Raw genomic sequence first — 20,492 nt, 5'->3', positions numbered from 1 at the left:
CTTCTATTTAAAATGAGAAGGAGAGTTATAAGCATAATTTATTCAGAAATTGTATATTTAGAGACAAGCAACTCTAAATCCTCGATATGAAAAAAATTAGTCTTATAGTTCTTCTTTTATCACTTTCTTTAAGTGGCATTTCCCAAAACACATATTTACATTGCGGAAAACTTATTGACACCCAAAAAGGTAAGGTTTTAACGGAAATGACGGTTGTTGTTTTAAAAGATAAAATCGTATCTGTTGAAACAGGTTATGTGTCAGGACAAAATTCTGACGATGTTATTATAGATCTAAAAACAAAAACGGTTATGCCCGGGCTTATCGATATGCATGTGCATATTGAGCATGAAACCAATCCGAAACGATATATACAGAAATATACATTAAACGATGCCGATGTTGCTTTTAACTCGCTTCGATTTGCCAAGGTAACTCTAGATGCCGGTTTTACCACAGTTAGGGATTTAGGAGGATCTGGGGTTAATATTTCCCTTAGAAATGCGATTAACTCAGGAAAAGTTGTTGGGCCTAGAATATTTACTGCAGGAAAAGCTTTGGCAAGTACGGGAGGACATGCAGATCCTACGAACGGAAACCGTAAAGAACTCATCGGTAACCCAGGGCCAAAAGAAGGTGTTGTTAATAGTATAGAAGATGCAAAAAAAGCTGTAAGACAACGTTATAAAAATGGAGCAGATTGTATTAAGATAACTGCTACCGGTGGTGTTTTAAGTGTAGCGAAAAGCGGCTCGAACCCGCAATTTACGCTTGAAGAAGTAAAAGCTATTTGTGAAACAGCGAAAGATTATGGCATGCATGTCGCAGCTCATGCTCATGGTGATGAAGGGATACAAAGAGCGATAATAGGAGGTATAAAAACGGTGGAACATGGTACTTTAATGAGCGAAGAAACTATGGAACTAATGAAAAAGTATGATGCGTATTATGTGCCAACCATAACAGCGGGAAAAGAAGTTGAAGGAAAAGCCAAAATAAAAGGTTTCTACCCAGAAATTGTTGTTCCTAAAGCATTAGCTATAGGACCACAGATTCAAAAAACATTTGCTAAAGCTTACAAAAAAGGAGTTGGTATTGCTTTTGGAACTGATGCGGGAGTATTTAAGCATGGTGAAAATGCCAAAGAGTTTGGTTTTATGGTTGAAGCTGGTATGCCAGCGATGGAAACGATACAGAGTGCTACGATTACCAATGCCAAAATTTTAGAAATGGACGATAAAATTGGACAAATTAAAGCAGGGTTTATTGCAGACATAGTTGCAACCAACGATGACCCTACTCAACATATTTCAACAATGGAACAGGTGGTTTTTGTTATGAAAGAAGGGAAAGTTTATAAAGAATAATTATTGCCATTCCTGCGGCACATATCGTAGGAATGACAAATCTAAGGTGTTAATTAATAGCTTTTACTCTTTTTAAGTATCTGAATCTAAAGGTTTTTTCTTTTTAAAACTAGTCATAACTAAAATGATCATTCCGGTAGTTACCGAAAGGTCAGCCATGTTAAAAATACCCGTTCTAAAAACACCTCCTAAATCGATAAACAAGAAATCGGTGACCGAACCATATACAATACGATCGTACACATTAGCAAAACCGCCTCCTATAATACTAGCAAAAGCAAAAAGAGATAAATTATCTAAAGCTTTGTTTTTAAAAACATGAACTAATACAAAACCGAGTACTAAAACAGGTAAAATAAGTAATAAGATAATTCTAAGAGTTGGTCCTAAGTCACTACCCATACCTAAAAAAGCACCAGTATTTTCAACATTCATCATTAAGAAAGCATCGCCTATTAAAGAAATGCGTTCTCCGGGATTTATTTCCGTTCGCGCTTCAATATGAGTTCTAACAATTACTTTCGATACTTGATCGACAGCAATTGTTAGAATGATAACCACTAAAATGTAAATGGATCGTTTTGATAATTTCATTTAGTCGTTATTAGTTTCAAAAGTCGCAGAAGTTGTTTCTGAAGCTCTATTAATCTTCTTTACTAATCCTTGTAATACTTTACCAGGTCCAACTTCGGTAAATAATGTGGCACCATCTGCAATCATTTGTTGTACTGACTGTGTCCAACGTACAGGCGCTGTTAATTGAGAAATTAAATTCGCTTTTATAGCAGTCTCATCAACAACAGCATTGGCTGTTACATTTTGATAAATGGGACAGTTGGGTTTATTAAATGTTGTGTTTTCTATTGCCGCTGCCAACTCTTCGCGAGCAGGCTCCATTAATGGTGAATGAAAAGCACCGCCAACTGGTAGTACCAATGCACGACGTGCACCAGCATCTTTTAACGATTGACATGCTTTATCAATCGCTTCAATTTCTCCAGAAATTACTAACTGACCCGGGCAGTTATAGTTTGCAGCTACAACAATACCATCGGTTACGTTACATACCTTCTCAACAATCTCATCATCCAAACCTAAAACAGCAGCCATTGTACTTGGTTGTAATTCGCAAGCTTTTTGCATGGCCATGGCACGTTGAGATACTAACTTTAAGCCATCTTCAAAATTTAAAGCACCATTAGCTACTAAGGCAGAAAACTCTCCCAGTGAGTGTCCGGCAACCATTTCCGGTTTAAAAGAATCTCCTAAAGTTTTTGCTAAAATAACCGAGTGCAAAAATATTGCAGGCTGTGTTACTTTAGTTTCTTTAAGATCTTCGGCAGAGCCCTCAAACATAGTATCTGTAATAGGGAAACCAAGAATATCATTAGCTTTTTCAAATAATTCTTGAGCTAAGGGTGAATTTTCATAAAGGTCTAAACCCATTCCTGAAAATTGAGCGCCTTGACCTGGAAATATGTATGCTTTCATGTGTTGGTAATTATCGTTTTTCGTGCTGCAAAAGTATAAATAAAATCTTTAAAGACTAAAGATCGCTTCGCTTTTAGAATAGGGAATTAAGTACAAAGTAACAACTGCAAAGCATCTAGGTATATTTAATGAGGAACTTTGAGGGTATTTGTTCTTTATTCTTTTATAAGTTAACGATAGCGGCCTCTGCACAACGTTCGCCGTCCATGGCAGCAGAAATGATACCGCCAGCATAACCACCTCCTTCGCCACAAGGGTACAAATTAGAAACTTCTGGGTGTTCCAATTGCTCGTTCCTAGGGATACAAACTGGTGATGAGGTTCTCGATTCTACACCTACAATATTTGCTTCGGAAGTGTAGTAGCCTTTCATTTTTTGTCCGAAAGCTTGAAATCCCTTTCTAAGTCTACTTCCTATTAGTTTAGGTAGTAGTGAATGTAATGGTGCCGATTTTAATCCCGGTTGGTAGGAACAGGGATTCAAATCGTTAGATAGTTTGCCTTCTACAAAATCGGTGAGTCTTTGTGCCGGTGCAGTCTGACTTCTTCCTCCAGCTGTAAAGGCTAATTTTTCCAAGTTTTTCTGGTACTCCAAGCCTTTTAAAACACCGAATTTTTCGTATTTGTATAAGTCTGCATCGGCATTAATTTCAACAACAATACCCGAATTTGCATATAGGTTATTTCGTTTAGAGGGCGACATACCATTCACTACAACTTCGCCATTGGCGGTTGCCGCTGGGACTATAAACCCTCCCGGACACATACAAAAGGAATATACTCCTCTGTCGTTAACTTGATTGACTAAACTGTAAGAGGCCGCTGGAAGTAATTCGCTACGTTTTCCATCACAATGGTATTGTATGGAATCTATGATATGTTGCGGATGCTCTACCCGAACTCCCATGGCAAAGGACTTTGCTTCTAATGCGATTTTCTTTTTATGTAATAGGTAAAAGATATCGCGAGCCGAATGTCCGGTAGCTAAAATAACTCGGTTAACGGTTATTTCTTCACCGTTTTGAAGTTGTAAGGCTTGTATTTTATTGGTTTTTATAATAAAATCTACTACTCTGGTTTCAAAATGAATCTCACCACCATATTCAAGAATGGTTTCTCGAATGTTTTGAACCACTTTGGGTAACTTGTTTGTGCCTATATGAGGATGGGCATCGACCAAAATTTGATCGGTAGCACCATGAAATACTAGGTTTTCGAAAATACGACGGACATCTCCTCGTTTTAAACTTCGGGTATAAAGTTTTCCGTCGCTATAGGTACCTGCACCTCCCTCACCAAAACAATAGTTGGAATCTTCGTTTACAAAATGATCTTGGTTTATTGCTTTTAAATCGCGTCGTCTGTCCTGAACATTTCTACCGCGTTCTAAAACTATGGGTTTGTAACCTAATTCTATACAGCGCAAAGCGGCATACATTCCTGCTGGACCAAAGCCGATAATATGAACGGGTTTTGCTTTGGAAACGTCTTTGTAATCGAATTTATAGTTGGAAGTTTTTGGTAATGCTTCTCTTATATAAACTGCAACTTTATAGTTAAAAATAATTTTCGGCTTTCGTGCATCTATAGATTTTCGAAGTACTTTAACACCGGTTATATCTTCTTTATCAATATCTAAAGCGTGCGCCGATTTTATTACTAAAATATCGCTGCGTTCTTCTTCCTTTAGAGAAACACGAAGCTGAATTTCTTTTACCATGAGGCAAAATTACTCAAATTTAAGGGAAGATGTTGAAAAGAATGCTCCAAGACTTGACTTGGGAGCTTCTGTTGAGGTTGTCATTTTTGTTAAAGTGGAAACTTACCGAGATCTTAAAAGTCTTAAGACCATACTGTCATTCAGAACGAAGTGAAGAATCTCTCAAGAGTAAAATATTTGTTTGTTAGATTAATAAGATTCTTCACTTTGTTCTGAATGACACTTTTAGGCTTATTTATTGATAAAGTAACGTTCGTTTAAAATGTTCATATGGTGTTTTGCGTGGCCAATAATGGTAAACCCAATAGCAAGGACACTTATCTTGATTTTAAAACTAATCCCGGTTTCATGAAACACATCTTCATCAAAACTTTCAAACAATATGGAGGTAGATTGTCTTACTAATTTAAATTCCCTGAGTAAGCTTTCAATGGTTCTATTATTAGCTTTGGAGTTTTTGGCATAATCATTTTCATCAAAACTTAATAAGGCCTTTGGTTCCAGTCGAGCTATGCTTAATGCTCGATAAGCAAATATTCTTTCGGTATCTATAACATGTTGGAGCAATTCCTTTGGTGTCCATTTATCTGGTTTGTACCTATAATCCTGATGTTGGATTAATTTTTCTATAGTGTTTTCAAAAATGGTTTCACTAGTGTATAAGCCATCTATTAAATCGATGTTTTCGTCAACCAATGCGATATATCGATCATAGAAATCTGGCATAAACTTTAAATCGGCGATCTTCATTGTTTTTATGTTTTATTCTTTTTATAGTAGGTTACTACATGTTTAGGGGTTTTTAGTTGTTTTGGTAATAAGGCATCGCGAACGGGAAGTTTGGCAACTTGTTTTAAAGGTACAATGCCAGCCCAAATAGGGAGTTCCAGATCGCTTTTTTCATCAACCACTCCTTCGTCCCTAATTTTAGCCGATGCTGATTGTATTTCCATTTCGAGTACCAGAGTTGCGTTTAACTCTTTAGTATTCATGGGGCGTAGTGTTTCCCATCTATCAGGAATCATATGGTCTACAACACATTTTAAGGCAGTTTTCTTTTCTTCAGGATCTTCAACTTTGCGTACGCTGGCAAATAGGGTTGCAGATCTGTAGTTAACGGAATGATGAAGTCCGGAACGCGCTAATACGAGACCATCCAGGTGCATCACGGTCATGCTAGCTTCTTTAGCTGCTATAAGAGCTAATAGCATTCTGTTTTTAAGCGAGCCGTGTAGATAAACTTTGTTGTCTATTCTGCCGTAGGCCATAGGTAGGGTAATAGTCTTTCCGTTGTAATTACAGCCTATGAATCCAATAAAGCCTGCATCCAGAATATGGTTTATTTGTTCTACATCGTATACAGCTCTTTTGGTACCTCGTTTTACTTTGTTTAGTTCTGTTTTTGGATAAGTTAACATAACTGTTCGATTTGATTAATGTTTGTTCTTAAGTACGAATTTAGTAGATTTATGGGGTGTTTGATTCATCCAGAAATCATTTTTTAAATAGTCCAGTTATGATTCCATATAAAACCATAATAGAAATAAACCGAGATAGTAAGCAGCCAGTTTATATTCAACTTACGAATCAGTTTATCGATTTAATTAAGGAACGCACTATACCTCCACAGACCAAATTACCAGGAACTAGAACGTTATCTGGCCTAGTAGGGTTACATAGGAAAACCGTAATAGCATGCTATGAGGAACTAGAAATGCAGGGATGGATAGTGAGTGTTCCAAAAAAGGGAACTTTTGTTCGCAAGGACATTCCAATATTACAGCAACAAACGTGGGACGATAAAACGGTGCCTAGAACTGGTAATAAAATAGGCTTTGCTTTTAAGAGTAATCCGGCACTAGATAGAAAACCGCCACAGGATAGTGTAGATGGTTACATGTATGTTAATGATGGTGTTTCGGATGAAAGGCTAACACCTGTTAAAGAACTGTCTATAACTTATAGAAAAATAGCGAATAAAAAGCATACGCTTAAATATTTGAATTATGGGACAACTTATGGTAGTCCAGAATTAAGAGAAACCTTAATGTGTTATTTGAATGAAACTAGAGGCTTGAATATTACCAAAGATAATATTCTTATTACCAGAGGTAGTCAAATGGGCATGTTTTTAACGGCTCAATTACTTGTAGAGGATGGAGATTATATTATAGTAGGAGAGACTAATTATAGTTCTTCGGATGCAACATTTGAATTTGCTGGGGCTAAATTATTACGAGTTAAGGTAGATGAATTAGGATTGGACACTCATCATATCGAAAAGCTTTGTAAAACTTATAAAGTGAAAGCTGTTTATACTACGCCACACCATCACCATCCTACAACGGTAACACTTTCTGCGAAGCGAAGGATGCATCTTTTAAATTTGGCTAAAAAGCATCATTTCGCTATTCTTGAAGATGATTACGATTACGATTTTCATTATAATCATGCGCCTATTTTACCTTTGGCAAGTCATGATACTTGTGGAAATGTTATTTATGTGGGGTCGATTTGTAAAACGGTAGCACCGGTTTTTAGAGTAGGGTACTTAATTGCACCTAAGGCTTTTGTAGATGAATGTGCTAAATTAAGACGTTATGTTGATAGACAAGGAGACGCTATTTTAGAAATGACATTTTCCAATTTTATAAAAGATGGAAGTTTAGATAGGCATATTAAAAAGGCTGTTAAAATATATAAAGCACGACGCGACCTTTTTTGTGAGCTTCTTAAGGAGGAATTAAGTGATTATTTATCTTTTGAAATCCCTAAAGGAGGCATGGCGCTTTGGGTAAGGTTGAATAAAAAGTATTCTTGGAATACGGTAAAAGATGTAGCCAAACAACAAAAATTAATTATTTCGGAATGGCAGTATTATGATGCGGCTAACACAAAGCACAATGCTATACGGATGGGTTTTTCCCGCTATAATGAGGCCGAGGCTAGAGAGTTTGTGAGCCGATTTAAAAAAACGATGAGAATTGTTGATGAGCAAGGTGGCGCTTAATTATACATGGAGATATAGGTTTGTTTTTATTGATTCATAGGGATTAAAAAAGCTTTACAAATCCTGTTATAAAGTTGATTGTCGCTTTTTTTTGTGTATGTTTTTACCTCTGTTCCTATTTTATTGTAGAAATTAAATGATTTGGGATGGCTACTACTTACGTATATTGATCGGTATCCTTTATCGAAATAGTAAGGTTTTATAATAGCGTTTAACCAATAACCTCCGTAGCCTTTTCCTTTTTCAATAATGTGAAAATATTTTAAAAGTATTGTGGTTTTTTTGTCTAAATAGCTATCAGTTTCAAGCTTGTCAATATCGCCACCTACAATTGTTAATACACCTTTAAGTTCTTGGTTTTTTTCAATGGTGTGAATATCAAACCAAACGCCATTAATTTGTTTTAGGTTTTCTATATAATTTACCGCATGGTAAAGTTCGTTATAGTCATCCCAATTATTCTCTAGTTTCCAGTTTACATATTTTCCAATGGGTAAAAAGAGTTTGTTGTTAAAGGTTTGGTGTAAAACAAAATTTACGTCATTGTCTTTAGTTTCTATTATTTTCATACGCTATTCGACGTGTGTTTTCTTTTAAAATTCAAATCCTTTGATAGGCGAAGAGATATCTACTAAAGCTCCATTTGGATCTTTTAGTAACAACCGTCTTTGTCCGTAAAATGTATCGGTTGGTTCGTTAACAATTTCAAATTTTTCCGATTCGGCTATCTTAAACAGGTCGTCTACATTGTCAACTACAAATGTTAGGTAAAACCCTTGTGGACTCTTTTGAAAGTCGTTTGGTACTATGTCATTTGTTCGATCAATTATTCCTAATTCGAGTTTTTTGTCCTTAGAAATTAAGTGGACGAACCAATCACTGTCGTAGTCTACATTAAAATCGAACAATATTGTGTAAAAGTTTTTACTTTCCGATAAATTGTCGGAACAGATATTTGTCATTAACCGGTTTATTGTTTTCACTATTTTTATTGGATTTTAGAGTATACTGAAACTATAGAATAAGTACAATTATGTTTATTTCTCTTTCAAATGTTTAATGTAATTGGTTAAGAGTCCATCAATCTGTTTTGCTGCTATTGGGTTTGCAGAATGAACCTTATATTTTAATTGTCTTAAGTCTAGTCCAGATTTGTATACCAACCATTTTGCTGCAGCATAGCCATCTGGAGCGATTTCTCCATTTTCATCTAGTCCAAGATCATTATCAAAACTAATAAAGTCTGGTAGTCCATTGTTTTTTATATAGAAGATAAAGTCGTTATATGTTCTAACTATGTCAAATTCAGACTCCATGGATTTGTCATAAACCATGTCAATAGTTCTAATATCGTCAAGAAATAATTTTTTCATTCTTAAATGTTCGTTAAGAGACAAGTTAAAGATTAGACATTACACTAGATTAATTTCTAGCCTTATGTTTTTTATTTCCAAAATAACCACTATTTGTTTTCGGTTTTATTAATCCATTCAATTTCGTGCCCAACTTCTCCCTCTACAATTTCTCCAACTTTAAACTCTAAAATTTCTGTTGCAACTCTTTTAATTTCAGTTTTCCATTCAATCCACTCATTTAATTCCATGTTTGCAAATAAATGAAGTCCACTGGGTTCAACGGATGCAAAAATTGATTTTTCATTTTCGTTATAACTAAACCAATAAGGAATTCCATTTTCTCCTTTTCCATCTTTTCCAAATCCAATCCAACCAGGCATTTTCTCATATACCAAATGTATTTTATCCCAAGTGACTTTAGGCAAATCATGTCTGATATTTAAATTACATTCTTGATGCTCCATTTTTTTATTACTTTTGGCAGCCTCTAAAAATTCTAACGTTTGTTCTTCTTGGTGTTTAATAAATTCACTTTTTTTATTAATCCAGGCAGACGAATTTATAACTATTGTTTTGGCTTTTAACAATGAACAATTCTGATTAACTCTAACATATGCAATACATTCCAAGATTCCACAATTGAGAGATTTTAATTCAATTAGTTTATTACCTAATTCTGTTTTTCCTTTTTTAGTTTCTTTTTCCGCTAATTGTGTTATTTGCTCTATTGTCATTTTTTGGAGAATTACCTAGAACTATAAAATAAACGCAAATACGTTTATTTCTCTTTCAAATGTAATTATTTTTGGGCGTATGATTATTGCTAATTTGGTTAATCCTTTTGTTTTATCTCCAATCATTTTAGTTTGTCAATAATTATCTTTTAATTCTAATTAATGTTTATTGTTTAAAACGTTTTTTCAACCCTATGACCATTTTAAATATAGACTTTTTTACATTATCTGATAGGGAATCGGTATAATGAGATTCAGTTAAAAAAGCTATTTCTTTATATAAATCCGGATGATTTTTTATAATTTTTATCATCAGTTTAAAAGCATTATATCTAAAGGATGGTTGTTTACCTATCTTTTCCCAAATATTTATACAGATGTTGAATAGCTTTCCTTCATTATCATTGGTCAATTCCATGTGTTGAAGAATTATTAATAATTCTCTTGCTTGTTCATCGGATGTTGTAGGTATAGTGTCAATTATTATGTCTACATATTTAAGTATGCGCTGGTCGTTTTTTTCCATACAGCTCCACAATAGCCATGCAGCTCTCCATGAATAGGGTGGTTTGTTTGAAATAGCAAGTTTAATAGCTTCTTCAAAATCTTCTGGGTGAGATTTCATATAGGCAATCATATCCGCTTTGTATGAATTCGTAAGGATATGTTCCAGTTTAGTCTCGACCATTACCAATTATGTTCATTTAATTAACGGCTTTTTCAAGCTCAAAAATATTGTTTGCTAGTTACTAAGTGTTTTTTATCAGACTGGTAGCAAGTTTTAAGAACTAATTTAATAAATACAAACTAAATAGAAAACCAGCAAGAGTTTGTATAAGTAGGCTAAAGCTAGTTGTTATTTTATATATTAGTATGGTTATAATGCTATACCAACTCCAATGTTTACTGTTGTCGGTTCTTTTTCAGCTTTAATATCAGTAAATTGATATGCGTCAGTAACTAAATTATAGCTTTTAATGGAATTAAAATATTGGTTTATCCTTAGTAGAATAAAACCTTTTTTGTTTGATGAAAATGATATGGTTTTCTTTAATTGAATGAAGGTTCCAAAGCTAAAGGTATTGTATCTGTCTTCTATGTCGTTGTTGTAATTTTGAGTCAAATTTGTGTTAGTTTTGTCGTTATCGGATATAAAACCAATGGTGCTAATTTGCTTAATTTGCGATTCACCTTTTTCTTTTGCAGATACTAAAAAATTCGCAAACCCTCCAGCACCAAATTGATAAGTATTATTATTTCCAAAATGGAGGTTAATATTTATTGGAATCTGAATTTGACTAACGTTTCTGTTTACTTTATTTGTTACATAACCATTTATTTCTTCGATAGAAAATCTGTCAAGGTAAAAGCCTAATCCAAAGTCAAGAGATGTTTTTTTACTTAGTGGATAGTTTATGCTTGGTAAAATATAAAACCCTAGATTAATTGAAGATTTAATTTCAGGATTTCCTTCAATATTTGTATTTACTAGTTTACTGGTTTTTGGAACTGATAATGTTGATCCAAGAGATAATTGAAAATTGGAATTTTTGTTTTGCGAATAGGTTTTGGTTAAAAAACAGATTGTTAAAATAAGTAAAACTTTTTGTTTCATGGTTTAATTGGGGTTTAATATGTGGCAATGCTAAGTATAAAAACATATAGCTGAGGTGTTGTTTTCACACAGTAGTAAAAATACTTTTATTTCTCTTTCAAATGTAGTCATTTCTAAGTACATTACTTGTCTTAATTTTATGGATAAAAAAGAAAATAGAGCTAGAAGAATAAAAAAACCTTGGCCGACTAAGGCTGCTATGGAACAGGTTTATAGTATGCAGCTTTGGGGTGGCAATGGGGCTGATTTTTACTCTGGAGAGGGATCGCATCAGCCTGAACTAGTAAGTCCATATATAAATGTTTTAACCGCATTTTTAACATCTTTTAAAAGTCCTATTAAGGTATGTGATTTAGGTTGTGGAGATTTTAATGTTGGAAGGAAATTGGTGAATTATGCCAAGACATATGTTGCGGTAGATATAGTAGAAGACCTTATAGCCCACAATAAAGAAAAGTTTAAGGAAGACAATTTAGAATTCCATTGTTTGGATATTGCAGTAGATGATTTGCCTTCGGGAGATTGCGCTTTGTTAAGACAGGTCTTACAACATTTGTCGAATACTGAGGTGCAAAGAATAGTGAGTAAATTGACCGATTTTAAATATGTCGTTTTAACTGAACATGTGCCCGAAGGCGACTTTGTACCCAATAAAGACATCATTTCTGGTCAGGGTATCAGAATAAAAAAACAAAGCGGCTTAAATTTATTGGCGCCCCCATTCAATCTTAAAATAAAAGAAGAAAAGCAATTATTATCTATTGTTTTAAATGATAACAAAGGCGCTATAGTAACTACGCTTTATAAAATGTTTTAAGTCACGGTAATTATTTCGAATGGTTTCGGATGGTAGTCCATTCCAATACATATTTCTTCAGCTTTTTCTTTTCCTAAGAGTTTCTCGCATATATACAAGCCTAAGTCTAACGAAGAGGCAACAGCGCCTGCTGTTATGGTATTTTTATCGTCAACTATTCTGGTTTGAGCCACTTTTGCGCAATATTTTTCCAAGGCTTTGTATTCATTAAAGTTGGTTGTAGCTGTTTTTCCTTTTAAAAATTCAGCAGCACCAATTAATAGACTACCTGTACAGATTGAAACAATATAATCTACATGTTCTCCAGTTTTTAACCATTCAATGAATTCCGTGTTGTATTGGAGTTCTCTTGTGCCATATCCACCGGGAACGACGATCATATCGTAATTTGATAGATCAGGTTTAATTTTATCAACAACGATTTCTAGCCCAAAACTATCTTTTATCGATTTTTTGGTAGCACACAAATCCCAACTAAGATTTTCTATAAACCCTTTGGTTTTTATGTTTTTTATAGGGTCGTAAAACCCGATAAAATCTAAAAGCGTTATGTCGTCAAAAAGTATATATGCTATTTTCATTTATTATCTGTATTCGCTTCTTGGGTAATCAGACATTCTTATGTGCTCTTTTTGTAGTTCGGTTAAGGCATTCTTTGCTATCCATTTTGCAGCAGGACTTTCAAGTTCCAGTATTTCGTTGGCCGTTTTTATTGCCATTTTGTTCAAATCGACGTTCCGTTTACCGATATTCCTCAATGCCCAATTCACGGCTTTTTTTACATAGATTCTGTCGTCATTTGCTTCCTGTTTTATGATAGGGAAAAACTGTTCAAACAACTCATTTCCTGAATTTTTATCGGCCATACAGTAAGAAGCCATAATAGCAAAGCCTGCTCTTTTCTCGAATTCTGGTTTTCTTTTTGTCCATTCTAATATTTTTGCAAGTGCAAATTTACTTTTGGCAAAAAGTGCCATAGAAAAGCTGTCGCAAATTTCCCAATTCTCAAATGTTTTCACCCATTTTTCCATTAGTTGTTCGGTAACATCTTTAGGTTTAAAGAGTTTACTGCATAAAAGGCGAGCTTCGTAAATACCGCTATCGAAAAGTTGAAGGGCAAGTTGATTGTCTTGCCCAATTTCTTTAGCAATGACTTTTAGGTCTTTGTGGTAGATGCCAAGAGAATTATGTGCTATAACTCCAAATTTCTTCTCCTTGAAGACTATTTTTTCAGCATCTTTTAAGTGATAAAGACGTTCTATGATTTCATCACAAGTCATTATTCTTTAAGTTTGTTTCTATTTCAAAAATAATTGTTTTGAAGTCGATTTTATTCTTAATTAAGAATAATTGTATCTAAAACTTTTTCCAATCGGTCTAATGCAGATCCCCAACCATTATAAAAGCCCATTTCTTCTTGTTGTTTACAATATTCCGGAGTGGCATGGATTACGCTAAAAACAAACTTTGTTTTGTCTCCATCGGCTTCAAAAAGGGTTTGTATCTCAACATCCTCGGTCATAGGTTTAAAATCTGCCGAAGTCACGATTTTCTCTAGTTCAATAATTTCCTTATAAGTACCTTCTGATACAAATTCACTGCCATCTGGCATGAGCATGGTATATTTCCATTTGCCACCAACTTTAAAGTCGTGTTCTATAATTTGTACATCCATTCCATTTGGCACCCACCATTTTAAAATATGTTCTGGTTGCGTCCAGGCTTCCCAAACTAAATCGATTGGAGCATTGAATGTTTTTTCTATAGTTAAAGTTCTGTTTTTTAAATCACTCATTATTTTTCTTTTTTGTTTGTAACTGGTTTATGTAATTTTCGAAAGAGTCAATTCGATCTTCCCATAACTTGTTGTATTGTTTTATCCATAGGAAGGCTGGAATTAATGTTTTTGGTTGAATAAGGCATAAACGTTCCCTACCGCTTTGGTTGAAAGTTATTATACCACATTCGTTTAATATTTTTAAGTGTTTTGAAATCGCAGGCCTGCTGATTTCGAATTTTTCGGCTATTTCATTTACCGTTAATACTTCGGTAGATAATATTTCTATAATATCCCTTCTTATTGGATCCGCTATGGCTTGAAAAACATCTCTTCTCATAAAATACGTAACTAATCGGTTACAAATATATAAGTAACCAATCAGTTACGCAAATAAAATTTGAAAAATATTATTCCAGGGTAGGGCTATTTGTATCTAATATTACTCAAATTAGGATTTTAGCTGTAAGTCGAAGCCAATAAATATAAGGATTGCCTGCTTTTTAAATGAATGGTAACTAGAGGTTTTAATCTACCTCCTTTCATAAGTCAAAAACGAAAACTCATGCTCATGCTTATCGTCTTTAGTATGAAATGTATTAGCAGTTTCTTTCCAAATAGAAGTATCTATTTCGGGAAAGAAGGCATCGCCTTCAAAATTTTCGTGTACGCGGGTGAGTTCAATTTTATCTGCTACAAGTAAGGCTTGTTTGTATATTTCTCCTCCACCAATAACAAAAGGTTGCGGGTCGTTTTTTGCGGCTTTAATAGCTTCATCTAAGCTATGCACTATAATAACACCGTCGGGAACGTTGTAATCGCTTTGTCTAGTAATCACTATATGAGTTCTGTTAGGAAGTGGCTTCGGAAAGCTTTCAAACGTTTTCCTACCCATAATGATATGATGTCCGTTAGTTAGGCTTTTAAAACGTTTTAAATCGTCGCTTAAATGCCAGATCAATTTATTGTCTTTACCAATAGCGTCATTTTCTGCAGCAGCACCAATTATAGTAAGTTCAGATGTTTTTTCTTTTTTGTTTAGAGATTCATTATAGTGTTCGCTTTCTGCTATAATAGGAGCTTCTTTCTCTAGTTCATTTTTTAATTGTTCTATCCTTAGTTTCTGTTGAACAATGAGTTTATCCAATTGTGTTTTTTCCCATGCTTTCCCCATGAATTTATGTGTGACAAACACATTAAACACATGATAAATTAAAAAGAATAACCAAATTAGTATGGCAAACAAAAACCATTCTTTACCAAATAGAGTGAAATCTTTACCGATCTCGAGAACTGTATTGGCAACAATTATAAATACCGAGCCAATTAAAAAAATAACAAAGTGAATGTATAAACGTTTTTTTTGTTTAATACGTTTTTGGGCATTTTTAATAAGCTCTAACTGTTCTTTATCTATTTGAGGTTGTTCTTTCTTTTTTCCAAACATAGGCATTTAATAACTGATGTAAAGTTATAATAATTTGTTGAATTTTTTATGTTTACGGACGAAATCGTTTATGTTTTAAAGCCTTTGGAAATCAATAAAGAGAGAACCAACCGTTTTGGTAATCTGTTAAATTTAGTAGGGCTATTTTGTGTAGTTTAAATTTATGTAAGGTAATACTTAAGAAATTGATAATTCTTTTTGGTTTACCAGATTATATGCGAATTCTGGCGCATAGTTTTATAAATTTGTTAGAAACAGCAACACACAAAAATATTAAATTATGGCAATTACAAAGCAATACTTAAAAAGCAAGCCAATTTGTAAAGTTACTTTTTCTGTACCTGCCAAAGAAGCAAACGAGGTTTTAGTAGTTGGTACCTTCAACGAATGGAATACAGAGTCTACCTCCCTTAAAAAACTTAAAAACGGTACGTTTAAAGGTACCGTAAATTTAGAAAAAGATAACTCTTATGAGTTTAGATACGTTGTTGATGGTAATTACATTAACGATGATCAAGCAGACGCCTATGCGTGGAACGATTATGCATCAACCGAAAACGGTGTACTAAACGTTTAGTTAAATCCAACCTAATTTTAAAGAAGAAAGTACTTTCCTTTGGTTAAGGGAAGTACTTTTTTTATACGGCTACTGTTCCTTTTATGTGTGGATGTGGATTGTAGTCTTCTAAAGTAAAATCATCAAAAGTAAAGTCGAAAATATCCTTAACCTTTGGGTTTAGTATCATTTTAGGTAAAGGCCTGATGGTTCTGGATAATTGCAGCTCTAATTGTTCGTAGTGGTTGCTGTAAATATGTGCATCGCCAAACGTATGAATAAATTCACCAGCTTCGTAACCACAAACTTGAGCCATCATCATAGTGAATAGGGCATAAGATGCTATATTAAAAGGTACTCCTAAAAAGATATCTGCACTGCGTTGATATAATTGACAAGATAACTTTCCGTTAGCTACATAAAATTGAAAGAACGCATGGCATGGAGGTAATGCTGCTTTACCATTCGCAACGTTTTCGCTGAATGATTTAGAGGTGTCGGGCAATACAGATGGATTCCAGGCAGAAACCATCATTCTACGACTGTCGGGATTATTTTTTAGTGTATTGATAACATCTTTAATTTGATCGATCTCATCGCTATTCCAGTTACGCCATTGATGGCCGTATACAGGACCTAAATTACCATGATCGTCTGCCCACTCATTCCATATGCGCACACCGTTTTCTGTAAGATATTTAATGTTGGTGTCGCCTTTTAAAAACCAAAGTAATTCGTAAATTATAGACTTTAAGTGTAGTTTTTTGGTAGTAACCATTGGAAAACCTTCACTTAGATCAAATCGCATTTGGTATCCGAAAACACTTTTTGTTCCGGTACCAGTACGGTCTCCTTTTTCATTTCCGTTTTCTAAAACATGTTTTACTAGGTCGTGGTATTGCTTCATAACAATTTCCTGCGAAGGCAGGAATCTCTTTAAATTAAAAAATAGATTGAGAATATAGCGAAAATCTTTTATTAAAGATACTTCGATTGCGCTCAGTATAACAAAAAATATTGGCGATAAAATTATAAAAAAGCATCATATTCTAAGGCTTGATGCTCAGATATATTATTATAAAGTTATTAACTGTTATACTTCACTACGAATTTTGCTTTTTTGCTAAATGTAACAGTTTGTTAATGGATTAAAAGATTGTTTTATTGCCTTGTCTGCCGGCACGGTTATGTTTATAGTTGCGGGCAAGTAAATCCTTATCTCAGATTCATATTAACTATAAAAAAGGAGATTCCTGCCTGCGCAGGAATAGGTTAACCGATAATCATTCCAGCTATAGTAGCAGAAATTAATGAGGCGATAGTACCTCCAATTAAGGCTTTCATACCAAATTGAGATAGTAATTTTCGTTGCCCTGGTGCTAACGAACCAATACCTCCAATTTGAATACCAATAGATGCGAAATTAGCAAAACCGCACAGCATATAAGTGGCCATAATTACAGATTTTTCGTAATTAAGGTGAATGGCATTTGTAGTATCTTTTAAATCTCTCAATTGTATATAGCCTATAAATTCACTAGCTGCTAATTTAATTCCTAATAATTGTCCCATTAAGGCCATATCCTCTTTAGCAACTCCAATAAGCCACATAAGTGGAGCAAAGACATAGCCTAAAATTAATTCAAGCGATAGACTTTCGTATGGTGTGTTATCGGCTACCCAAGTGTTTATTGAAGAAATATCACCAACCCAACCTAATATGCCATTAAACATGGCAATAAAAGCAACAAAAACTAAAAGCATGGCGCCTACATTAACGGCTAGTTTTAAGCCTTCTGTAGTTCCGTTAGCGATAGCGTCTAAAAAATTGGCTCCTATTTTTTCCTGAGAAACCTTAACGTCTGTATTAACATCTTCTGTTTGCGGATAGAGTATTTTTGAAATAACTATAGCACCTGGAGCTGCCATAACAGAGGCGGCTAAAAGGTGTTTGGCGTAAAACAACCTAAGTTCTGGATCGTTACCTCCTAAAAAGCCTATGTATGCTGCTAGTACAGCTCCAGCAACGGTTGCCATACCACCAATCATGACCAATAGTATTTCGGATTTGTTCATTTTTTCCAAATACGCTTTTATTAAAAGCGGTGCTTCTGTTTGACCCAAAAAGATGTTTCCTGCAACACTTAAGCTTTCGGCTCCTGAAATTTTTAGAGCTTTAGAGAGTAGCCAAGCCATAGCTTTTACAACTTTTTGAATAATACCTAAGTAAAATAAAACCGAGGTTAACGCAGAAAAGAATATTATGGTTGGTAATACTTGAAAGGCAAATATAAACCCGAAAGTATCCATATCTACAACAAGCCCATCAAATAAAAATTTACTACCTGCTCTTGTAAATTCCAGAATCTCAACAAAAAGTCCTCCAATAAATTCAAAAATATTTTTGATGAATTCAACTTTTAAAACGCCAATAGCGATCAATAATTGAAACGCTAAGCCAATACCAACAATTTTCCAATTAATAGCTCTCCTGTTGCTGCTAAATAGAAATGCCAGAAATACCAAGCAAACCATTCCTAAGATACCTCGCCATAAACTGTTTATTGAAAAACCCTGACTTGGAATAATGGTGACTGTGGAAGTACTGGCAGTTTGTTCTTGTTCTGTTGATGTATTTTCAATTTTAGAATCTACACCATTAATGTTTAATGTGTCTTTGGAATTGTTACCAGTCGTAGTTTGTTGAACAACTGTTTCATTTTGAACAGAATCCAATTGTTTTGTTTCATTTGCTTCTTGTGCTATTGTATTCGACGCCATAAATAAGAAAAAAATAGCGACAATGAACAATGAAAACTTTTTCATACTAAAAAGAAAGTATTATTCTCGTTTCGAGATTTCGTCACGAATATGTGCTGCTTTTTCATAGTCTTCATTAGAAACAGCATCGTTTAACAATTTATGCAGCTCTTCAAGTGTTTTTCCTTTAAGATTTTCGCGAGGTGCGTTTGGCTCTAGTTCATCAGAAACTAAATCGTCAACCAAAATACTATCTTGGTCTTCATCCTTCGGATTCACTTTTAGGTATATACCAGCCTTATCTAGAATGTTTTTATAAGTAAAAATTGGTGCGTCGAAGCGAAGCGCCAATGCAATAGCATCGCTCGTTCTGGCGTCTATAATTTCTTCAATTTTGTCGCGTTCGCAAATTAAACTGGAATAAAAAACGCCATCAACTAGTTTGTGAATGATAACTTGTTTTACAACAATATCGAAACGATCTGCAAAATTTTTAAATAAATCGTGTGTTAGTGGTCGAGGAGGTCTAATTTCCTTTTCCAAGGCAATGGCAATTGACTGTGCTTCAAAAGCACCAATTACGATTGGAAGTTTGCGATCGCCTTCTAATTCGTTTAAAATTAAGGCATAAGCGCCATTTTGGGTTTGGCTATAGGATATTCCTTTAATATTTAATCTTACTAAACTCATAATTTATAAAAACGCAAAGAACTGTTTAAATTAGGACTTTACCAACTGACTGATACAGATTTAAGAAATTAGTGCCAATTTAAGCAGTTCTTTATGACTATACAATTTATTAAAAAATAATTTATTGTTGTGCCTTAAAAGCTTTTATTTTTTCTATAAGTTGCGGAACCACATCGAAAGCATCTCCTACAACACCATAATCTGCAGCTTTAAAGAAAGGCGCTTCTTCGTCTGTGTTAATGACCACTTTTACTTTTGATGCGTTAACTCCGGCTAAATGTTGAATGGCTCCAGAAATTCCAATGGCGATGTACAAATTTGATGCTACAGGTTTACCGGTTTGACCAACGTGTTCGCTATGTGGTCGCCATCCCAGATCTGAAACAGGTTTAGAGCATGCTGTTGCTGCTCCCAAAACATCTGCTAATTCTTCTATCATGCCCCAATTTTCAGGACCTTTTAGCCCACGGCCTCCAGATACAACAACATCTGCATCGGCAATAGTAACTTTATCTGTGGCTTTATCTACAGATTCTACTTGAACACCTAAATCTGAAAGTGAAGGCGAGAAGTCTTCCGCGGAAGCGCTACCCGTATTTTCTACTAATCCAAATGAATTATTGGAAACACCAATTATTTTTACATCGGTATTAATTTGAGATATTTCGAAAGCTTTATTGGTAAACGCCGTACGTTTAACTGTAAAAGGAGACGTGCTACTTGGTGCTTCAATAACGTTGGAAGCATATCCTGCATTCAACCCAACGGCTAAGAGAGGTGCTAAATACTTGCTATCTGCACTAGAGCTTATTACTACCACTTTTGCTGCTTCTTTTTCTGCCGCTTGTTTAATGGCTTCGGCATAACCATTGGCATTAAACGATTGTAATTGATCGTTCGATATATTTAAAACTTTATCTACACCATAGTTTCCTAACTCAGATGCGTTATCTACATTTATGGTAACAGCCGTAACGGTAGTTCCTAATTGATCCGCTACGGTTTTGGCATAAGAAGCAACTTCTAAAGCTACTTTTTTAAATGCTCCTTGTTCTGATTCTGTATATACTAAAACTGACATAAAAAATTTTATTTTTTGTCACCCAACCTCTTTTCAGAAGAAAGAGACTAAGTTTTTTTGTTAACATTGTTT

The 20,492-nt window shown here is 34.4% G+C and carries 24 protein-coding genes; 4 read left to right on the top strand and 20 right to left on the bottom strand.

Features of this window, described 5'->3' with window-relative positions; genetic code table 11:
* Positions 1 to 86 precede the first annotated feature (86 nt).
* Positions 87 to 1,367, top strand: a complete 1,281-nt coding sequence (locus tag C1H87_RS08850) for a metal-dependent hydrolase family protein (RefSeq protein WP_102755455.1) — start codon at positions 87 to 89, stop codon at positions 1,365 to 1,367.
* 72 nt (positions 1,368 to 1,439) lie between these two features.
* Here the strand turns inward: C1H87_RS08850 and lspA are convergent, their stop codons facing one another.
* From lspA to C1H87_RS08825, 5 genes are all read right to left on the bottom strand, one after another.
* A complete protein-coding gene (gene lspA, locus C1H87_RS08845; protein WP_102755454.1) occupies positions 1,440 to 1,961 on the bottom strand; it encodes a signal peptidase II in 522 nt (173 codons plus the stop codon).
* Positions 1,962 to 2,858 (bottom strand): ACP S-malonyltransferase, encoded by an 897-nt coding sequence (gene fabD, locus C1H87_RS08840; protein WP_102755453.1) that lies wholly within the window; start codon positions 2,856 to 2,858, stop codon positions 1,962 to 1,964. It lies immediately after the preceding gene.
* A 163-nt stretch (positions 2,859 to 3,021) separates the two neighbouring features.
* On the bottom strand, positions 3,022 to 4,578 hold the full coding sequence (locus tag C1H87_RS08835) for an NAD(P)/FAD-dependent oxidoreductase (RefSeq protein ID WP_102755452.1): 1,557 nt from the start codon (positions 4,576 to 4,578) through the stop codon (positions 3,022 to 3,024).
* Positions 4,579 to 4,809: 231 nt separating this feature from the next.
* Complete coding sequence (locus C1H87_RS08830; RefSeq protein WP_199769346.1) at positions 4,810 to 5,328, bottom strand: DinB family protein; 519 nt, start codon at positions 5,326 to 5,328, stop codon at positions 4,810 to 4,812.
* Positions 5,329 to 5,333: 5 nt separating this feature from the next.
* Positions 5,334 to 5,996, bottom strand: a complete 663-nt coding sequence (locus C1H87_RS08825) for a pyridoxamine 5'-phosphate oxidase family protein (RefSeq protein ID WP_102755451.1) — start codon at positions 5,994 to 5,996, stop codon at positions 5,334 to 5,336.
* A gap of 98 nt (positions 5,997 to 6,094) precedes the next feature.
* On the opposite strand from C1H87_RS08825, the gene pdxR reads away from it, so the two are divergent.
* Complete coding sequence (gene pdxR, locus C1H87_RS08820) at positions 6,095 to 7,588, top strand: MocR-like pyridoxine biosynthesis transcription factor PdxR (RefSeq protein WP_102755450.1); 1,494 nt, start codon at positions 6,095 to 6,097, stop codon at positions 7,586 to 7,588.
* Positions 7,589 to 7,614: 26 nt separating this feature from the next.
* Here pdxR and C1H87_RS08815 read toward each other — a convergent pair whose 3' ends face one another.
* The 6 genes from C1H87_RS08815 to C1H87_RS08790 form a co-directional block, all read right to left on the bottom strand.
* A complete protein-coding gene (locus C1H87_RS08815; RefSeq protein ID WP_102755449.1) occupies positions 7,615 to 8,157 on the bottom strand; it encodes a hypothetical protein in 543 nt (180 codons plus the stop codon).
* Between the two features lie 24 nt (positions 8,158 to 8,181).
* On the bottom strand, positions 8,182 to 8,550 hold the full coding sequence (locus C1H87_RS08810; RefSeq protein WP_102755448.1) for a VOC family protein: 369 nt from the start codon (positions 8,548 to 8,550) through the stop codon (positions 8,182 to 8,184).
* A 75-nt stretch (positions 8,551 to 8,625) separates the two neighbouring features.
* Complete coding sequence (locus C1H87_RS08805; protein ID WP_102755447.1) at positions 8,626 to 8,961, bottom strand: cyclic-phosphate processing receiver domain-containing protein; 336 nt, start codon at positions 8,959 to 8,961, stop codon at positions 8,626 to 8,628.
* An 89-nt stretch (positions 8,962 to 9,050) separates the two neighbouring features.
* Entirely contained in the window at positions 9,051 to 9,677 is a 627-nt protein-coding gene (locus C1H87_RS23440; RefSeq protein ID WP_199769345.1) for a hypothetical protein, read from the bottom strand.
* A gap of 166 nt (positions 9,678 to 9,843) precedes the next feature.
* On the bottom strand, positions 9,844 to 10,365 hold the full coding sequence (locus C1H87_RS08795; protein WP_158655168.1) for a hypothetical protein: 522 nt from the start codon (positions 10,363 to 10,365) through the stop codon (positions 9,844 to 9,846).
* A gap of 189 nt (positions 10,366 to 10,554) precedes the next feature.
* Positions 10,555 to 11,292, bottom strand: a complete 738-nt coding sequence (locus tag C1H87_RS08790) for a porin family protein (RefSeq protein WP_102755445.1) — start codon at positions 11,290 to 11,292, stop codon at positions 10,555 to 10,557.
* A 139-nt stretch (positions 11,293 to 11,431) separates the two neighbouring features.
* Between C1H87_RS08790 and C1H87_RS08785 the strand changes: the two genes are divergently transcribed.
* Positions 11,432 to 12,109 (top strand): class I SAM-dependent methyltransferase, encoded by a 678-nt coding sequence (locus C1H87_RS08785; protein WP_102755444.1) that lies wholly within the window; start codon positions 11,432 to 11,434, stop codon positions 12,107 to 12,109.
* Here the strand turns inward: C1H87_RS08785 and C1H87_RS08780 are convergent.
* The 5 genes from C1H87_RS08780 to C1H87_RS08760 all read right to left on the bottom strand — a co-directional run bounded on the left by C1H87_RS08780 (position 12,106) and on the right by C1H87_RS08760 (position 15,333).
* A complete protein-coding gene (locus tag C1H87_RS08780) occupies positions 12,106 to 12,690 on the bottom strand; it encodes a DJ-1/PfpI family protein (protein ID WP_102755443.1) in 585 nt (194 codons plus the stop codon). The two genes, C1H87_RS08785 and C1H87_RS08780, sit on opposite strands and share 4 nt — an antisense overlap.
* Positions 12,691 to 12,693: 3 nt before the next feature.
* Positions 12,694 to 13,389, bottom strand: coding sequence for a DNA alkylation repair protein (locus C1H87_RS08775; RefSeq protein WP_102755442.1), 696 nt, complete (start codon positions 13,387 to 13,389; stop codon positions 12,694 to 12,696).
* Positions 13,390 to 13,445: 56 nt separating this feature from the next.
* The gene (locus C1H87_RS08770; RefSeq protein ID WP_102755441.1) at positions 13,446 to 13,904 is read right to left on the bottom strand and encodes an SRPBCC domain-containing protein; all 459 of its coding nucleotides are present in this window, start codon (positions 13,902 to 13,904) and stop codon (positions 13,446 to 13,448) included.
* On the bottom strand, positions 13,897 to 14,226 hold the full coding sequence (locus C1H87_RS08765; RefSeq protein ID WP_102755440.1) for an ArsR/SmtB family transcription factor: 330 nt from the start codon (positions 14,224 to 14,226) through the stop codon (positions 13,897 to 13,899). The genes C1H87_RS08770 and C1H87_RS08765 overlap by 8 nt, the downstream gene beginning before the upstream one ends.
* A 192-nt stretch (positions 14,227 to 14,418) precedes the next feature.
* Complete coding sequence (locus C1H87_RS08760; RefSeq protein ID WP_102758219.1) at positions 14,419 to 15,333, bottom strand: dihydrofolate reductase; 915 nt, start codon at positions 15,331 to 15,333, stop codon at positions 14,419 to 14,421.
* Between the two features lie 280 nt (positions 15,334 to 15,613).
* Between C1H87_RS08760 and C1H87_RS08755 the strand changes: the two genes are divergently transcribed.
* Positions 15,614 to 15,910 carry an isoamylase early set domain-containing protein gene (locus C1H87_RS08755; protein ID WP_102755439.1) on the top strand — a complete coding sequence of 99 codons (297 nt, stop codon included), beginning with the start codon at positions 15,614 to 15,616 and terminating at the stop codon, positions 15,908 to 15,910.
* Positions 15,911 to 15,971: 61 nt separating this feature from the next.
* Here C1H87_RS08755 and C1H87_RS08750 read toward each other — a convergent pair whose 3' ends face one another.
* The 4 genes from C1H87_RS08750 to C1H87_RS08735 all read right to left on the bottom strand — a co-directional run bounded on the left by C1H87_RS08750 (position 15,972) and on the right by C1H87_RS08735 (position 20,420).
* Positions 15,972 to 16,796 (bottom strand): thymidylate synthase, encoded by an 825-nt coding sequence (locus C1H87_RS08750; RefSeq protein ID WP_102755438.1) that lies wholly within the window; start codon positions 16,794 to 16,796, stop codon positions 15,972 to 15,974.
* A gap of 365 nt (positions 16,797 to 17,161) precedes the next feature.
* Complete coding sequence (locus C1H87_RS08745; protein WP_102755437.1) at positions 17,162 to 18,670, bottom strand: NupC/NupG family nucleoside CNT transporter; 1,509 nt, start codon at positions 18,668 to 18,670, stop codon at positions 17,162 to 17,164.
* Positions 18,671 to 18,730: 60 nt separating this feature from the next.
* Positions 18,731 to 19,339, bottom strand: a complete 609-nt coding sequence (locus C1H87_RS08740; protein ID WP_102755436.1) for a bifunctional nuclease family protein — start codon at positions 19,337 to 19,339, stop codon at positions 18,731 to 18,733.
* A gap of 121 nt (positions 19,340 to 19,460) precedes the next feature.
* The gene (locus tag C1H87_RS08735) at positions 19,461 to 20,420 is read right to left on the bottom strand and encodes an electron transfer flavoprotein subunit alpha/FixB family protein (RefSeq protein WP_102755435.1); all 960 of its coding nucleotides are present in this window, start codon (positions 20,418 to 20,420) and stop codon (positions 19,461 to 19,463) included.
* Positions 20,421 to 20,492: the final 72 nt, after the last annotated feature.

Origin of the sequence: Flavivirga eckloniae (genome assembly GCF_002886045.1) — a bacterium.
Taxonomy (GTDB): domain Bacteria; phylum Bacteroidota; class Bacteroidia; order Flavobacteriales; family Flavobacteriaceae; genus Flavivirga; species Flavivirga eckloniae.
This window is presented reverse-complemented; position numbering and strand designations above follow the sequence as displayed.

Bases quoted from the DNA above. Each gene is read 5' to 3' on its own strand.
- C1H87_RS08850 (WP_102755455.1), top strand. From the start codon at position 87: ATGAAAAAAATTAGTCTTATAGTTCTTCTTTTATCACTTTCTTTAAGT.
- lspA (WP_102755454.1), bottom strand. From the start codon at position 1,961: ATGAAATTATCAAAACGATCCATTTACATTTTAGTGGTTATCATTCTA.
- fabD (WP_102755453.1), bottom strand. From the start codon at position 2,858: ATGAAAGCATACATATTTCCAGGTCAAGGCGCTCAATTTTCAGGAATG.
- C1H87_RS08835 (WP_102755452.1), bottom strand. From the start codon at position 4,578: ATGGTAAAAGAAATTCAGCTTCGTGTTTCTCTAAAGGAAGAAGAACGC.
- C1H87_RS08830 (WP_199769346.1), bottom strand. From the start codon at position 5,328: ATGAAGATCGCCGATTTAAAGTTTATGCCAGATTTCTATGATCGATAT.
- C1H87_RS08825 (WP_102755451.1), bottom strand. From the start codon at position 5,996: ATGTTAACTTATCCAAAAACAGAACTAAACAAAGTAAAACGAGGTACC.
- pdxR (WP_102755450.1), top strand. From the start codon at position 6,095: ATGATTCCATATAAAACCATAATAGAAATAAACCGAGATAGTAAGCAG.
- C1H87_RS08815 (WP_102755449.1), bottom strand. From the start codon at position 8,157: ATGAAAATAATAGAAACTAAAGACAATGACGTAAATTTTGTTTTACAC.
- C1H87_RS08810 (WP_102755448.1), bottom strand. From the start codon at position 8,550: ATGACAAATATCTGTTCCGACAATTTATCGGAAAGTAAAAACTTTTAC.
- C1H87_RS08805 (WP_102755447.1), bottom strand. From the start codon at position 8,961: ATGAAAAAATTATTTCTTGACGATATTAGAACTATTGACATGGTTTAT.
- C1H87_RS23440 (WP_199769345.1), bottom strand. From the start codon at position 9,677: ATGACAATAGAGCAAATAACACAATTAGCGGAAAAAGAAACTAAAAAA.
- C1H87_RS08795 (WP_158655168.1), bottom strand. From the start codon at position 10,365: ATGGTCGAGACTAAACTGGAACATATCCTTACGAATTCATACAAAGCG.
- C1H87_RS08790 (WP_102755445.1), bottom strand. From the start codon at position 11,292: ATGAAACAAAAAGTTTTACTTATTTTAACAATCTGTTTTTTAACCAAA.
- C1H87_RS08785 (WP_102755444.1), top strand. From the start codon at position 11,432: ATGGATAAAAAAGAAAATAGAGCTAGAAGAATAAAAAAACCTTGGCCG.
- C1H87_RS08780 (WP_102755443.1), bottom strand. From the start codon at position 12,690: ATGAAAATAGCATATATACTTTTTGACGACATAACGCTTTTAGATTTT.
- C1H87_RS08775 (WP_102755442.1), bottom strand. From the start codon at position 13,389: ATGACTTGTGATGAAATCATAGAACGTCTTTATCACTTAAAAGATGCT.
- C1H87_RS08770 (WP_102755441.1), bottom strand. From the start codon at position 13,904: ATGAGTGATTTAAAAAACAGAACTTTAACTATAGAAAAAACATTCAAT.
- C1H87_RS08765 (WP_102755440.1), bottom strand. From the start codon at position 14,226: ATGAGAAGAGATGTTTTTCAAGCCATAGCGGATCCAATAAGAAGGGAT.
- C1H87_RS08760 (WP_102758219.1), bottom strand. From the start codon at position 15,333: ATGTTTGGAAAAAAGAAAGAACAACCTCAAATAGATAAAGAACAGTTA.
- C1H87_RS08755 (WP_102755439.1), top strand. From the start codon at position 15,614: ATGGCAATTACAAAGCAATACTTAAAAAGCAAGCCAATTTGTAAAGTT.
- C1H87_RS08750 (WP_102755438.1), bottom strand. From the start codon at position 16,796: ATGAAGCAATACCACGACCTAGTAAAACATGTTTTAGAAAACGGAAAT.
- C1H87_RS08745 (WP_102755437.1), bottom strand. From the start codon at position 18,670: ATGGCGTCGAATACAATAGCACAAGAAGCAAATGAAACAAAACAATTG.
- C1H87_RS08740 (WP_102755436.1), bottom strand. From the start codon at position 19,339: ATGAGTTTAGTAAGATTAAATATTAAAGGAATATCCTATAGCCAAACC.
- C1H87_RS08735 (WP_102755435.1), bottom strand. From the start codon at position 20,420: ATGTCAGTTTTAGTATATACAGAATCAGAACAAGGAGCATTTAAAAAA.